Below are 13,879 nucleotides of genomic sequence, written 5' to 3'. Positions count from 1 at the left end.
CTGCGGTGAAGGACGGCGCAGGGTCGGGGTGTGTCGAGGACTCTGGCTCGAGCTGCCGCGGTTGCCGATCGCCATGTGACCGGACTGTCTCGCGAGGTCTTGGCTGAGCTGGTCGCCGAGCTGGGGCCGCGCTGGCAGGCGTGTCAGGACGCGCGGCTGGCCGATCGGCCGCGCCGGCGGGCGGTCGGAGCCGGTGCCCGGCACCGGCTGGTGTTCCTCGACCGGCTGCTGGCCACCCTGGTGCACCTGCGCCACGGCGTCACCCACGACGTACTGGCCTGCTGGTGCGGAGTGTCGCGCTCGACGATCACCCGGGCGATCGGGGAGGTCCGCCCGCTGCTGGCCGAGCGCGGCTGCACCGTGGAGGGCGGGATCCGGCTGTGCACCCTGGCCGACGTGGTCGCCCACCTGGGCGCTCGCGGGCAGCTCGGCCTGCTGGATGCCACCGAGGTGCGGGTGCGCCGCCCGGCCGCGGGTCGGGCCGGTCGGCGCCGGTTCGTCTCCGGCAAGGCCCGCGCGAACACCGTCAAGGCGCTGGTGATCACCGACGCCGCCGGGCGGCTGCTGTTCTGCGGACACACCCGGCCGGGCGCCATCCATGATCTGACCCAGGTCCGCCAGGCCGGCCTGGTCGAGCCGCTTGCCCTCACCCCCGGCGTCACGCTGCTGGCCGACGCCGGCTATCAGGGGTTGAGCGCGCAGACCGCCGGTGCGGTCATCACCCCGCGGCCGGCTCGGCGGAAGAACCAGCTGCCGGTCTTTCCCGCGGTCGCCCCGGCGCACGAGGCCGAACGCAGGGCTCACGCGTCGATGCGAATTCGCGTGGAGCACGGCATCAGCGGGGTGAATCGGCAAGACATCGCCGATCGGCCGCTCTGGCCGGGCACCTCCCGAGACTCCGTCTGGCAACCCCCTGTAGCCACGCAGGCCTGGCGGCTGATACGTGGTCCATGACCTTCTGCACTTCAGTCCCTCGGCCCCATACACGCCGGCCAGTCGATGCGGTGCAGCAGCGTAAACCGGGCCGCCTAGGAGCCGTGCAGGGCCACGGCGGGCAGGTTCATGCTCAGCATCGTCGTCCCGGTACGGGCGTAGTCGACCAGGCTTGCCCGACCACCACAGGTCCACCCGGGCCTCGGGGCGATCGGCCCGGGCGGTCCGACCCCGGGCTCGGCAGCGGTCGGTGGGGATTAACGTGCCGTCCACGGTGACGTGCGGATGGCCGGCGGCGCGGGCGGCCAGCAGCGCGCCGCGCAGGCCGGGCGCCGCGGCGGCCAGGGCGTCGATGCCCTCGTGCAGGTACCGGTAGGCCGTCGACCGGCCGATCCGGTGGTCGGTGGCCAGCTGGATCAGCCGGGTGCCGTCGAGAAACCAGCGCAGCACCAGCACCGCCTGCCGGTAGCAGCCCAGCGCCCGCCGCCGGCCCCGCGTGCCGCGGCGGCGGCGCTCGGCGACCAGCAGCCGCGACACGAACTGCACGGTCTCCTCGGCGACGGGGAGCACGGCGGTGTAGGTGACAGGATCGGACACAGCAGGACCTCGGGTGGGGAAGACGATCCGTGAGAAGACGTGCCTCCTACCGAGGTCCTGCGCCGTCTCGCTTCAACTGCTCGTCGTCGGCGTGTCCTCCTGACCTGCGCAGCCACTCGCTACTGGGAAAGGCTCACTGTTCTGACGACGAGGCGCCGGAGTTCCCTCGCGCGGTGCTCGACACGCTGCGGCAGCCGCTCGAGCGCGGCTCGGTGACCATCTCCCGGGCCAGCGGTGCGGCCACCTTCCCGTGCCGGGCGCAGCTGGTGCTGGCGGCCAACCCCTGCCCGTGCGCCAGTGCCGCAGGCGACGCCGCCTGCAGCTGCAGCACGCTGGAGCGCCGGCGCTACCAGGCCCGGCTCTCCGGGCCCTGCTCGATTGCATCGACCTGCGGGTGGACCTGCCGGCGGTCACGAGGGCCGCCTGGCTGGAGGCTGGGACGGCGCCCGAGCCGACCGCCGTCGTCGCCGACCGGGTCGCGCAGGCACGGGCAGCCGCGGCCGCCCGGCTGTCCGGCACGGGCCTCGACGTCAACAGCCAGGTGCCGGGCCGGCTGCTGCGCGAGCGGTGGTCGCCGCCGCGGTCCGCGCTCCACCTGGTCGAGCGGGCCCTCGAGCGCGGCGCTGTCGGTGCGCGGCTACGACCGCGCGCTCGGGGTGACCAGTGCAACAGCCTAGCCGAACTCAAGCTCACCATAGAGGTTGCGGGTGACCTCCAAGACGGTCTCAGGGGCAGACATGAAGTGCCTAATCCGCCAACTTCATAACCTCCGGAGCTAGCGGAGCAAGTGGTGGTGCGCGACACTGGTCGCTACGCCTGTATTCCTGGGGCGACCGTGTCGCTGGGGTCAGGAGGGGGAAACGATGCCAGAGTTCGCCCAGTTCATCGTCGTCGGTGGAACTGATAACGCCATTACATTAGCGCCGGGTACCATAAACGAGAGAAAGTCCTTCACCGTGGACTTGCCCGATTTGGATTCCAGTCGGACCGTAATTGTCATGGTCAAAGTATCAGGAGACAGTGGTGCGCGGCTAATAATGTCGGCAATAGGTGGGCAAATCATCAATTTTGTACTGGACTCATCGTTCACGCAGCCGCGGTCATGGCATGAGGTTGCGCCTGGCAACGCATTTGTGAGTTCTAACAATAAGTTGGAGTTTAGCCTTGGCCTCGGGTTACTGCCTCCGCAAGGACCTAAAGTAGCTTTCTCGGATGTCGTGATTTTGTACCATGCCAAGACTGCTTAGTGCCGCGTACACAATTTAAGCGCATCGGCCCGGAAGCGGCCGCCAGGGATGAACCGCCGGAAGCGTCACATCAGGCGAAAAGCGCCCTTCGATGGCTGCCAACCGCTCCAGTCGCCGCTCAGGCCAGTGTTCCTACGTGAGCCGCTCTAGGGCACTTCACCAGTGAACTGGTGACGGCGTCCGTGTTGTGGCGAGGACAAGCGAGTAGCCGAAGTTAGGTAGTTACTGCCGACCCTTCCCCTTGTCCTGCGCCCCCTGAGGTAGCTCCTCCAACCCCGTGGTCCAGTCGCCGTCCGCGGGCCACTGTCGCACGCAACTCCCTGGCTCCGTCCGCGTCAGCTATGACCAGGTGCGTCTCTGTGTCACTGCTGGGAAGTTGCTCGTCCGCGACGGCCAAGATGTACATGCCCCGGTCGATATCCCAACTCGCTTCACCGTAGGGGTACCAGGGAGTGTCCGAATTAGTCTTGCCGACGATCCATACCTGATCGTCGCTGTCGCAGGGCTTCCCGCCCCACACCTCGGCTACGTGATGCTTTTCGCCGGTGGAGTTGTACGCATCGTAGAAGCTGACATGAAGGTCATCTCCAAACGCCCAGCAAGGCCGATTTAGGGCTTGACCGATAGCGATCAGGCTCGCAACCACGCTGATCACCGTTACGACGCCAGTCGTGATCTTGGCCGCCCACGGCCACGCACTCACCGTTCGACCCCGAGCAGGCCGGGTCCCCCTGTCATGGGGCGCAACGTAGCGACGTCGCCCTTGCGGCACAGGGAAGGCCGTCACCATCCGCGAGTCGTGGGACTGTCACATGTCTCCGCTACGCTGCGTCATTATTTGATGACGGAGGAGGAACCCATGCCGACTGTACGGCTGCTGTGGATTGACGTGGAGAACGCGCGGCACGAGTACGAGGGCGAGGTCGAGCAGAGCGTCATGGCCGCAGGCGAGATCGCGCCGAACGCTGCCAGCAACTTCCCTGGCCCGGCCGGGACGTTCCGGCTGTTGCCGGAGGAGGCATGGCGCACCTGGAACGGCCAGGACCCGGCTCCGGTGTTCCTGCACGAGTCGTGGCAGGCCCACATCGAGAAGTGGGCGCAGCCGATCCCTGAGCTGTCACACGAGGCCGAAGCCGTCACCCGGGCGCGGAAGGCGGTGGAGCATCAGGTGGACGGTCGTGTCGCGGAGAACCCGCGCAGTCACACCAGTTGGACGGTGACGCGGACGGAGCAGACGCCGCAGGGGCTCGCGGTCGTCGGGCGCTGCGTCGTCCTGCGCCCGACGGCTGTGTAGAGCCGCGTAGCCAGCCTGTCCGTGTCGTTGTCCGTGCAGCAAGTCAACATGCCCTCGTGAGTGCGACAGCCCCGGTCTGGGTCCTACTGGCTACCGGAGCAGTCGGCGGGGCGGGTCTGACCGGGTTGGTGAACACGCTGATCTGGTGGCTGGGTGTCCGCAGGACGAACCGCCACCGGCACGACGACATCCGGCGAGACCGCTACGTCGGCGTGATGGAAGCGGTTGACGCGCACATGCAGGCGTTGGTCAACGCGGTGGATGCCCACAACCGATGGGGCGGCATGGCAATGAACGCATCGCGCCCCGAAGACTTGAATCAGGAAGAAATCAAGGCGGCGTTCGACCGCGCTGGGGAGTTGATGCGGGAAGCCAACCTCAAGCGGGATGAGCTGAGGGGTGCCCTGTTGACCGTGGCGCTGTTTGCCCCCCAGTCGGTTATGCGCCCGCTGAACGAGCTGTGTGCCGAACTGGCGGCGAGGCATCAGCGGTTCGAGGAGCATGATCGTCACGCAGGCCCAGCAGTCCTCCCCTTGCGACTGCCCGACTGGCCTGACGGGGCCGGTCTTCGCTTCCGAGACGCCGTACGAAGCGACCTGGGCTTACCCGCGTTGACCGAGCGCGCCTAGTGTTTGCCGGGTGACCCTCATCCGGATCACCGAGGACGACCGTCGGCGGGCGACCGAGGCCAGGGCCGAGATCGAGGCCGAGCACCGGGTCCAGTGGGCGTTCGCCCGGTGGCTGATGGCGGGCACGACCGGCGGCCCGGTCTACGTGCCCACGCTGCCCCCGGAAACGGTGGCCCGGCTGCTGCCGCTGCTGCCCGAGGAGTAGGGCACTGATGGGAATCCATCGGTGGCGTGGTCAATTGCAAGCGAGCCTCCGAGTCGCGGGATTGACTCGGGGGCTCGCTGCTGTCCGCGCAGACTGCCTCACGCACACCACGACGGCCGGGGAGTGTCATCCAGCCTCCGGCAATCTTTGATTCGGCGCGCGTTGTCCTAGGACCGAACGCAGGTCGGACAAGCCGGTGACGTTCGCGCAGAATGGTGCCCGGTCCGGCCGGAGAACCGAGAAACCCCGACCGGACCGGGGTCTGTCAGGTCGCGGCCAGCCGGATACGCACGAGGGCGCGCGGGTGGACGAATCCGAATCCGACGCGCATGGTGGCCCGGACCGCGATCCGGTCGCTGGTGAAGTACACCGAGGAATCGGCCTGCACGTCGGCCTCGCGGCTGACGACGGTCACGACCCGGCTGGCGGACATGGCCCACACCGTCCCGACCGGCACGTCGGCGGATCCAGCAGCGGCACCCCGTAGACCTGGCTCCGGGTCGGCACGGCCGGGTCAGGACCGAGGAGAGGCTTGCCGGACCCGGTGGTCTCCTTGATCGTCCGGAGGGTCAGGGCGTTGGTCGGGTTCGCCAGGAACGCGGTCACCTGGGAGCCGACTGCGGCGGCGAGGCTCTGCGCCTGGGCGAACGCATCGAAGTGCGTCGGCGCGGTCCCGGCGTGGTCGGGAGGACGTTCCTCTGACACGTCAAGCCGTTGAGGGCGGAGTTTCCAGGCGTCGGTAGAGCACGCGGACGATGTAGCACTTGAGGCAGCGTTTGATCCCGCGGGTCGGTCTTGCCCTCAGCGCGGCGGCGGTCGGCGAAGGCGCGGGTCCGCTCGCCGCGTTGCAGCCGGCAGAGGGCCACGGTGTGCAGCGCCCGGTTGAGCTGGCGGTCGCCGGAGCAATTGAGCCGATAGCGGACGGTCCTGCGGCCAGGGAGGCCGAGAAGCTGCAGGCGAGCACCCCCACGGCCAGCGCCGCCACCGCCAGCGCGCCGGCGGCTGCGCCACCGCCCGCCTGGCTCCCATCGGCAGGCTGCTCGTCGCGGTCGGTCGGTCGGCTCAGCACCGCCGTGCGGTCGTCGGACCTCGTTGTCTCGCTCATCCGGACTCGCCGTGCTCGTCGACCTGCCGCGTGCCCGGCGGCTGTGCTCGGTGTGGCGGCGACGGCGCCGCCGATGTCGAGTGGGACACGTGGCTGCCCTTGCCGCGTTGGACCCGGCGTTCAGCGCCCGACCAGAAGGAGGTGACCATCCCGGCGCTCAGCGCCTAACCAGACCGGAGGTGACGCGGTAGCCGCCGAACACCACGCCAAGGGACTCGGCCGCCGCCCCGCCATCCCCCCGGGGCTGTCGCGGTCCGAACTGCCTCCGGCGCCACCAAGCCACGGTGACCGCGATCCCCTCTGGCCTGCCGGGGGCAGGGGCAGGCCACCGGGCGCGCCCCGGGGTGCGCAACGGAGGTCAGGCAGACACGGCATCGGCTCCGGTCGGTCGATCGGTGGCTTCGTCAAGGAGGTGCGGGTCGAGGCGCAGCCGGGTGAGGGCCTGCCGGAGGGGCGGCGACGCTCCGAGCAATGTCATCCGCCGGCCGTGCCGCAGCAGCCGCCGATAGGCGCCACTGATGGTCCGCACCGTGGCAGCGTCGCCCACGGTCAGCCCGGTCACGTCGACCGCCCAGCGCTCGTGGTCGGCGAACAGCAGGGTCGAGACGGCGTCATGCAACAAGTGGGCGGTCCTGCGGTCGAGTCGTCCGGTCACCGACAGGCGACCGCCGACGAGGTCGACCCGGACCGCGCAGGCAGCCCTGTCCGTCGAGGAATCTCCGACGGGGCGCAGACCAGACATGTTTCACCTTCGTACGCAACGCGGCCGGCGGATGCACCACTCGGTACCAGCCGCGACGGGGAGGCCCGGTCTAGCTGTACCCGGCCATCAGGTGGGACTGCCCCCGGTTCAGTTGACTCCGTGCCTGTGCGGCCGCGGCCTGCGCTGGCAGAACAGGATCCGCGCGGCAACGAACGTTCCCGGGGCGGTGGCGGGCAGCCAGGTCTAGACGTGTCCTGATCGCTACTTTGACCTGTCGAAGGCGCCGCCTGTCGTTCTAGCTTTCGCCTCCCCGACCGGGCTCCCAGTTCAGTGGGCTGGGCGGCGTCCTCGGGGTGGCAGTGCAGGACGAGGCCTTCGGGTGACGATGTCGCGGTGACGAAGCGGGAGCGCATTGACCAGGACGTCCTGCATCGCCGCGCTCAGGTTGCGGTGCTGTCCGGCCTGGCTCGGGGCGACGATGCCCACGACCTCGTGGCGGCCGCGGCTCCCACCCACGTGCCTGGCTGGTTCACGCCGGATTTGGCTCTGCTCGAGCTGGCCGTCACGGCGCTCGACCTCGCCTGCCCCTCCGGCGCCGAGCCGCTGGAGTACGAGGGGCTACGGCAGCGCTGCCTGCCGGAGGTGACGGTCCGCGGCCGTGTGGAGCACCGCAACAGCCAGTACGCCCTGTACGCCGCCGCCTGCATGCGCGGCGGCCTGCAGCCGGATCTGCTCAGCGATGCCGGCTGGTGGCAGACCCCGCTGTGGCAGTACGCCGTCTTTGCCGTCGTCATCTACAGCCGTGCCGCAGCCGCGCGCCTCGCGGTCCCGGGGGAGGAGATTGTTCGGCGGGTTGCCGCTCGGCAGGGCCTCGAGCTCACCGCGTGACCACTTGTGGGTCACGGGCAAGCCCCGGGACAGGCGAAGGAGGGCTGCGACCTGGCCGTCTGGGCCCGGCCGGCGTGACCAATTCATGACCAATGGAGCGGAAAACAGGGGTCTACAAGGGCCAAAGACGGGCCTCTCAGACGGTCCTCCAGTACTCCTCCAGAGGACCTAACAGGCCGCTTGAACTGCGGTTTCGCGTGGAGCGGGTGACGGGAATCGAACCCGCATGGCCAGCTTGGAAGGCTGGGGCTCTGCCATTGAGCTACACCCGCGACGGTGCCCCGATAGCGTAGCCGCCCCGGGCCCGCGGCCGGTCGCCCGGCCTCGGTCGTCCGCGCCGCGCCGTCCCCGGCCGGGCGGGACCTAGACTCGACCCGCCACGGGGTGTGGCGCAGCTTGGTAGCGCACCCGCTTTGGGAGCGGGGGGCCGCAGGTTCAAATCCTGTCACCCCGACCGTCCCCGTCCGCCGGACCGGCACCTGCGCCGCTGTCTCTAGACTCGGGGGTCGACCCGGCGTCGTCCGTCTGCCCGGCGCCCCATCCCCGTCTGTCTATCGAGGAGCACTGCCGCTGTGAAGAGCACCATCGAGGAACTGGGCCCCACGCGGGTCCGGATGGCGATCGAGGTGCCGTGGGGGGACCTGGACCACGCCTTCGGTGAGGTCTACAAGGAGCTCGGCCGGCAGGTGCGCGTGCCCGGCTTCCGCCCCGGCAAGGTGCCCAACCGGGTGCTCGACCAGCGCATCGGCCGGCCGCTCGTGCTCGAGCAGGTCGTCCAGCACGCCATCCCGGAGGTCTACTCCGAGGTCGTGCGCGAGAACCAGGTGCGCGTCCTGGGCCAGCCCGACATCGAGGTGACCCGCCTCGACGACAACGACACCCTCGCCTTCACCGCCGAGGTCGACGTCGCCCCCAAGATCGAGCTGCCCCCGCTGGAGGACCTCGCGGTCACCGTCGACGACGTCGAGGTCACCGACGAGGAGATCGACCAGCAGATCTCGGTCATGCGCGAGCGCTTCGGCATGCTCACGGGCGTCGACCGCCCCGCCCAGGACGGCGACTTCGTCTCCATCGACCTCGAGGCGAAGCTGAACGGCGAGGTGCTCGAGGACGGCTCGACCACCGGCATGTCCTACGAGGTGGGCTCCGGCAACCTGATGGAGGGCCTCGATGACGCCGTCCGCGGGCTGTCGGCCGACGAGTCGAAGACCTTCCAGACCGCGCTGCTGCAGGGCCCGAACGCCGGGGAGACGGCCGACGTCACCGTCACCGTCCGCTCGGTGAAGACCAAGGAGCTCCCGGAGCTCGACGACGAGTTCGCCTCCACCGCCAGCGAGTTCGACACCCTCGAGGAGCTGCGGGAGGACATCCGCACCCGGCTGGCCCGCACCAAGGTGCTGCAGCAGGGCGCCCAGGCTCGCGACAAGCTGGTCGAGCACCTGATCGAGACCGTCGAGGTGCCGATCCCGGAGAACCTGGTCGACCGCGAGATCGAGTTCCGCAACCAGGCGATGCAGAACGAGCTGCAGCAGGCCGGCATGGACTGGGACAGCTTCCTGCAGATGACCGGTGTCGAGAGCCAGGAGGCCTACGACGCCGATCAGCGCAAGAACATCGAGGAGGCGGTGCGCACCCAGTTCATCCTCGACGCCATCGCCGACGCCCGTGAGGTCACCGTCGACAACGAGGACCTGTCGGCGCAGATCATGGCCCAGGCCCAGCGCAACCGGATGAGCCCGGAGCAGTACGCCCAGCAGCTGCAGCAGGGCGGCAACATCGCCGAGTTCGTCGCCGACGTCCGCCGCACCAAGACCCTCGCCCAGCTGCTCGAGGAGACGACGATCACCGACGCCTCCGGCAACGTGGTCGACCTCGAGGCGCTGCGGCCGCGCACGGTGCAGGCCCCGGCCGCCGGCACCGACACCGCGGACAGCCAGGACGCCGACGGCGACACTGCTGACGCGGAGGTCGCCGACGAGGCGCCCGACGCCGAGGTCGCCGACGCGGCCGCCGTCGAGGCCACCGAGGGCGCGACCGAGGACACCGAGGACGTCGTCAAGGGCTGACGCCAACCCCGCCGCACGACCGACGCCGTCCCACCCCGAGGCCCGGGGTGGGACGGCGTCGGTCGTCCCGGGGCCGACCGGCGCACCCGGCGCTGCGCCCACGGCGAACACCCCCTGCGTCGGGACTGCCGCCGCGCAGGTCCGCGTTAGGGTCGACGCAGACTCTGGCGAGCACCAGGGAAATACACCCCTGAGGGCCTCACCCGGGCCCCGCACCACCCCGCCCGCCACAGACCGACTGCACCACAGTCCTACGGAGGTCACCGCACCCGTGAGCACGAACCCGTACCCGGCCGGTGCGCCGCTGCTGCGCACCAACGGCGGAGGGATGAACCTCGGCGACTCCGTCTACGAGCGCCTGCTGCGCGAGCGCATCATCTTCCTCGGCACGCAGGTGGACGACGTCATCGCCAACCAGCTCGCCGCCCAGATGCTGCTGCTGTCCGCCGAGGACCCCAAGCGCGACATCCACCTCTACATCAACTCGCCCGGTGGCTCGGTGAGCGCCGGCATGGCGATCTACGACACGATGCAGTTCATCGACTGCGACGTCGCGACCTACGGCATGGGCCTGGCCGCCTCGATGGGCCAGTTCCTGCTGACCGCCGGCGCCAAGGGCAAGCGCTACGCCCTGCCGCACGCGCGGATCATGATGCACCAGCCCTCGGCCGGCGTCGGCGGCACCGCGGCCGACATCGCGATCCAGGCCGACCTGTTCCGGCGCACGAAGCGCGAGCTCAACGAGCTGCAGTCCTTCCACACCGGTCAGCCGATCGAGCAGATCGAGCGGGACTCCGACCGCGACCGCTGGTTCACCGCGCAGGAGGCCCTCGAGTACGGCTTCGTCGACCACGTCGTCAGCCGTGCCGCCATGACCGACCAGGCCAACCCGGTCACCGACAACTGACGGTTCGGAGGAGAACTGACATGAGCTTCGAGATGCCCTCCAGCCGTTACATCCTGCCCTCCTTCGTGGAGCGCACGAGCTACGGCATGAAGGAGTCCAACCCGTACAACAAGCTCTTCGAGGAGCGCATCATCTTCCTCGGGGTGCAGATCGACGACGCGTCGGCCAACGACGTGATGGCCCAGCTGATCACGCTGGAGTCCAACGACCCCGACCGCGACATCACGATCTACATCAACTCGCCCGGTGGCTCCTTCACCTCGCTGATGGCCATCTACGACACGATGATGTTCGTCCGGCCCGACATCCAGACGGTCTGCATGGGCCAGGCCGCCTCGGCCGCCGCGGTCCTGCTCGCCGCCGGCACCCCCGGCAAGCGCCTGGCACTGCCGTACTCCCGCGTGCTGATCCACCAGCCCTCCGGCGAGGCCGGCGGTCAGGTCTCCGACCTCGAGATCCACGCCGCGGAGATCGAGCGGGTGCGCACCCAGATGGAGCAGATCCTGGCGCGGCACACCGGCCGCACCCCCGAGCAGGTCCGCTCCGACATCGACCGCGACAAGATCCTCACGGCCGAGGAGGCCAAGGAGTACGGGATCGTCGACGCGGTGATCCAGAGCCGCAAGCTCAACGCCCTCCCGGGCTGATCTCCCGAAGCGGGACGGGTCGAGTGCGCGCGTTTCGGGCGCTCGACCCGTACCGTCGAGGACGCGGGACGCATGTGGTCACAGCGCTGGCCCCGCCGGGCGAGTCATCGCCCTCCGGGGCCGGTGTCGGCAGGTACGGTCGGCGAGCACCCGATCCCCGGCCCCACGTGCTGGGAGGAGAGCCTCGCCCGAGCGGGGCCGAGCACGGGACATCAGCACCATCAACAGGCGGGCACCTGAGACCAGGAGCCTGGAAATCCCCCCCGAGGTGGAGGTCAGCAGGTGGCACGAATCGGTGAGAGCGGTGACCTGCTCAAGTGCTCGTTCTGCGGGAAGAGCCAGAAGCAGGTCAAGAAGCTCATCGCTGGCCCCGGGGTCTACATCTGCGACGAGTGCATCGACCTCTGCAACGAGATCATCGAGGAAGAGCTCTCGGAGTCGTCGGACCTGAAGTTCGACGAGCTGCCGAAGCCCAAGGAGATCCACGATTTCCTCGAGCAGTACGTCATCGGCCAGGACAAGGCCAAGCGTGCGCTCTCGGTCGCGGTCTACAACCACTACAAGCGGGTGCAGGCCGGCGGCGCCGGCAGCCGCGACGACTCCGTCGAGCTGGCCAAGTCCAACATCCTGCTGATGGGCCCGACCGGCTGCGGCAAGACGCACCTGGCGCAGACCCTGGCCCGGATGCTCAACGTCCCGTTCGCCATCGCCGACGCCACCGCGCTGACCGAGGCCGGTTATGTCGGTGAGGACGTCGAGAACATCCTGCTCAAGCTGATCCAGGCCGCCGACTACGACGTCAAGCGGGCCGAGACCGGGATCATCTACATCGACGAGGTCGACAAGATCGCCCGCAAGAGCGAGAACCCGTCGATCACCCGCGACGTCTCCGGTGAGGGCGTGCAGCAGGCGCTGCTGAAGATCCTCGAGGGGACGACGGCGTCGGTGCCCCCGCAGGGTGGCCGCAAGCACCCGCACCAGGAGTTCATCCAGATCGACACGACGAACGTGCTGTTCATCGTGGGCGGCGCCTTCGCCGGGCTGGAGAAGATCATCGAGCAGCGGGCCGGCAAGCAGGGGATCGGCTTCGGCTCCGAGGTCCGCGGCAAGAAGGAGATCGAGGAGGCCAACGCCTTCGCCGAGGTCATGCCCGAGGACCTGCTCAAGTTCGGGATGATCCCCGAGTTCATCGGTCGGCTCCCGGTCATCACCAGCGTGGAGAAGCTGGACCGCGAGGCGCTGATCAACATCCTGACCGAGCCCAAGAACGCCCTGGTGCGCCAGTACCGGCGGCTGTTCGAGCTCGACGGGGTGGACCTCGAGTTCACCGACGACGCGCTCGAGTCGATCGCCGACCAGGCCATCCTCCGCGGCACCGGTGCCCGCGGCCTCCGGGCGATCATGGAGGAGGTCCTGCAGTCGGTGATGTACGACGTCCCCAGCCGGGACGACGTCGCCTCCGTGGTGATCACCAAGGAGGTCGTGCTCGAGCACGTCAACCCGACGATCGTGCCGCGCAAGCCGAGCCGCGCCCCCCGCGAGAAGTCCGCCTGAGAGAGGACCCCGTCTCCCCACCCCTTGCAAGCTCGGACCCTGCAGGGGCCCGAACTGAACGTCTGAGGCCCAGAACCCCCGAGGTTCTGGGCCTCAGACGTTCAACGCAGTGCCAGCCGGTGCCGGACGACGGCCTCGATCTCCCGCCGGCACCCATCGGGGTCGCGGACGAGCCGCGCGTAGCTGAACCGGAGCACGACCCACCCGAGCGCGGCCAGGGCGCTGTCCCGACAGAGGTCGCGTTCCCGCGCCGCCCGGCTGCCGTGGAAGGCCGCTCCGTCGAGCTCCACCGCGACGAGCGCCTCCACGTAGGCCGCATCGTGGCGGATCCACCGTCCGTCCGGCAGGCGGACCGGGTGCTGCTGCACGTACGCCGGGAGCCGCGGCGGGCCCGGCAGCACGCGGGTGACGCCCAGATCTCCAGCTCGCTCCCGCACCCGCCGGCGAGGAGGTCGAGGAGCCTGCGGAGCTCGGCCCGTCCCCCGTGGATGCGCAACCGGGTCGACTCGTCGCGCAGTGCGGCGACGCTCACGCCACGGCTGCGCACCGATTCGATCACCGCCTGCCGTGCGCCTGCCCGGTCGTGGGTGGCCGCGGGGTTCCTCCGGGGTGAGTGCGCCCAGGACCACGCGTCCACGAGGCTGCGGGTCAGGTGCACGACAGGGATGCCGCCGATGCGGGTCACCGGGAGCGGGAGCGTCGTGCGGTGCGCGACCACTCCGGACGACCCGCGAGGAAACCGGTCGGCCGGCACCGTGACGTGTATCGGGGAGATCGGACCGAGAACGACACCCCAGACGGCCAGCGCGGAGAAGTGACTGAGGGGTCCCCGCGCCCACAGCGTGGCGGCCCGCGCCTTGACCGCAGGTTCGTCCAGCCGGTCGGCCAGCACGACGACGCCCGGGTGCAGATGGACCAGGTCGCCGTCGGCCGTCCAGCGGGCGACGGAGGTCGTGCTGGTGGCGAGGGTGAGCTCGTGGCGTGGTGCGGCACCGTGGGGGAGCAGCTGCGCGAGGTCGTACACGGCCGGGATCGTGGCCGGTGCCATGGCCTGCGCGCGGACGCCCTGTGGACAGCCCGATCGTTGAACCTCCGAGGCCCGGG

Annotated in this window: 13 protein-coding genes, 2 tRNA genes and 2 pseudogenes; 12 read left to right on the top strand and 5 right to left on the bottom strand. The window is 69.6% G+C overall.

Annotated features, from left to right (window positions below; genetic code table 11):
- Positions 1-99: 99 nt before the first annotated feature.
- Positions 100-954 carry a transposase family protein gene (locus ACWIX7_RS05330; RefSeq protein WP_448620520.1) on the top strand — a complete coding sequence of 285 codons (855 nt, stop codon included), beginning with the start codon at positions 100-102 and terminating at the stop codon, positions 952-954.
- A 150-nt stretch (positions 955-1,104) separates the two neighbouring features.
- Here the strand turns inward: ACWIX7_RS05330 and ACWIX7_RS05325 are convergent.
- A pseudogene (locus tag ACWIX7_RS05325) lies at positions 1,105-1,503 on the bottom strand (IS5/IS1182 family transposase); the annotation flags it as partial.
- Between the two features lie 56 nt (positions 1,504-1,559).
- On the opposite strand from ACWIX7_RS05325, the pseudogene ACWIX7_RS05320 reads away from it, so the two are divergent.
- The 5 genes and pseudogenes from ACWIX7_RS05320 to ACWIX7_RS05300 all read left to right on the top strand — a co-directional run.
- Positions 1,560-1,841, top strand: a pseudogene (locus ACWIX7_RS05320) (ATP-binding protein); the annotation flags it as partial.
- Positions 1,781-2,296 carry a magnesium chelatase subunit ChlI family protein gene (locus ACWIX7_RS05315; protein WP_448620519.1) on the top strand — a complete coding sequence of 172 codons (516 nt, stop codon included), beginning with the start codon at positions 1,781-1,783 and terminating at the stop codon, positions 2,294-2,296. The pseudogene ACWIX7_RS05320 and the gene ACWIX7_RS05315, both read left to right, overlap by 61 nt.
- Positions 2,297-3,618: 1,322 nt before the next feature.
- A complete protein-coding gene (locus ACWIX7_RS05310) occupies positions 3,619-4,071 on the top strand; it encodes a hypothetical protein (RefSeq protein ID WP_448620518.1) in 453 nt (150 codons plus the stop codon).
- A gap of 128 nt (positions 4,072-4,199) precedes the next feature.
- Complete coding sequence (locus tag ACWIX7_RS05305; RefSeq protein ID WP_448620517.1) at positions 4,200-4,700, top strand: hypothetical protein; 501 nt, start codon at positions 4,200-4,202, stop codon at positions 4,698-4,700.
- A 10-nt stretch (positions 4,701-4,710) separates the two neighbouring features.
- On the top strand, positions 4,711-4,905 hold the full coding sequence (locus ACWIX7_RS05300; RefSeq protein WP_448620516.1) for a hypothetical protein: 195 nt from the start codon (positions 4,711-4,713) through the stop codon (positions 4,903-4,905).
- 265 nt (positions 4,906-5,170) lie between these two features.
- Here the strand turns inward: ACWIX7_RS05300 and ACWIX7_RS05295 are convergent, their stop codons facing one another.
- Together ACWIX7_RS05295 and ACWIX7_RS05290 are read right to left on the bottom strand one after the other, a co-directional pair.
- Positions 5,171-5,338 (bottom strand): hypothetical protein, encoded by a 168-nt coding sequence (locus tag ACWIX7_RS05295; protein ID WP_448620515.1) that lies wholly within the window; start codon positions 5,336-5,338, stop codon positions 5,171-5,173.
- Between the two features lie 1,030 nt (positions 5,339-6,368).
- Complete coding sequence (locus ACWIX7_RS05290) at positions 6,369-6,752, bottom strand: STAS domain-containing protein (RefSeq protein ID WP_448620514.1); 384 nt, start codon at positions 6,750-6,752, stop codon at positions 6,369-6,371.
- Positions 6,753-7,106: 354 nt separating this feature from the next.
- On the opposite strand from ACWIX7_RS05290, the gene ACWIX7_RS05285 reads away from it, so the two are divergent.
- The gene (locus tag ACWIX7_RS05285; protein ID WP_448620513.1) at positions 7,107-7,601 is read left to right on the top strand and encodes a hypothetical protein; all 495 of its coding nucleotides are present in this window, start codon (positions 7,107-7,109) and stop codon (positions 7,599-7,601) included.
- 198 nt (positions 7,602-7,799) lie between these two features.
- Here ACWIX7_RS05285 and ACWIX7_RS05280 read toward each other — a convergent pair.
- Positions 7,800-7,873: transfer RNA gene (locus tag ACWIX7_RS05280), tRNA-Gly, on the bottom strand.
- 108 nt (positions 7,874-7,981) lie between these two features.
- On the opposite strand from ACWIX7_RS05280, the gene ACWIX7_RS05275 reads away from it, so the two are divergent.
- From ACWIX7_RS05275 to clpX, 5 genes are all read left to right on the top strand, one after another.
- Positions 7,982-8,055, top strand: a tRNA-Pro gene (locus tag ACWIX7_RS05275).
- 118 nt (positions 8,056-8,173) lie between these two features.
- On the top strand, positions 8,174-9,667 hold the full coding sequence (gene tig, locus ACWIX7_RS05270; RefSeq protein ID WP_448620512.1) for a trigger factor: 1,494 nt from the start codon (positions 8,174-8,176) through the stop codon (positions 9,665-9,667).
- A 271-nt stretch (positions 9,668-9,938) separates the two neighbouring features.
- Entirely contained in the window at positions 9,939-10,574 is a 636-nt protein-coding gene (locus ACWIX7_RS05265; RefSeq protein ID WP_448620511.1) for an ATP-dependent Clp protease proteolytic subunit, read from the top strand.
- A 20-nt stretch (positions 10,575-10,594) separates the two neighbouring features.
- Entirely contained in the window at positions 10,595-11,221 is a 627-nt protein-coding gene (locus tag ACWIX7_RS05260) for an ATP-dependent Clp protease proteolytic subunit (RefSeq protein ID WP_448620510.1), read from the top strand.
- A 282-nt stretch (positions 11,222-11,503) separates the two neighbouring features.
- The gene (gene clpX, locus ACWIX7_RS05255) at positions 11,504-12,775 is read left to right on the top strand and encodes an ATP-dependent Clp protease ATP-binding subunit ClpX (RefSeq protein WP_448620509.1); all 1,272 of its coding nucleotides are present in this window, start codon (positions 11,504-11,506) and stop codon (positions 12,773-12,775) included.
- Positions 12,776-12,876: 101 nt separating this feature from the next.
- Here the strand turns inward: clpX and ACWIX7_RS05250 are convergent, their stop codons facing one another.
- Positions 12,877-13,212 carry an endonuclease domain-containing protein gene (locus tag ACWIX7_RS05250; protein WP_448620508.1) on the bottom strand — a complete coding sequence of 112 codons (336 nt, stop codon included), beginning with the start codon at positions 13,210-13,212 and terminating at the stop codon, positions 12,877-12,879.
- Between the last annotated feature and the right edge of the window lie 667 nt (positions 13,213-13,879).

This window comes from Geodermatophilus sp. URMC 65 (assembly GCF_053502545.1).
This window is presented reverse-complemented; position numbering and strand designations above follow the sequence as displayed.

Coding starts and splice junctions, on each gene's coding strand:
- ACWIX7_RS05260 (WP_448620510.1), top strand. CDS start 10,595: ATGAGCTTCGAGATGCCCTCCAGCCGTTACATCCTGCCCTCCTTCGTG.
- ACWIX7_RS05295 (WP_448620515.1), bottom strand. CDS start 5,338: ATGTCCGCCAGCCGGGTCGTGACCGTCGTCAGCCGCGAGGCCGACGTG.
- ACWIX7_RS05290 (WP_448620514.1), bottom strand. CDS start 6,752: ATGTCTGGTCTGCGCCCCGTCGGAGATTCCTCGACGGACAGGGCTGCC.
- ACWIX7_RS05310 (WP_448620518.1), top strand. CDS start 3,619: ATGACGGAGGAGGAACCCATGCCGACTGTACGGCTGCTGTGGATTGAC.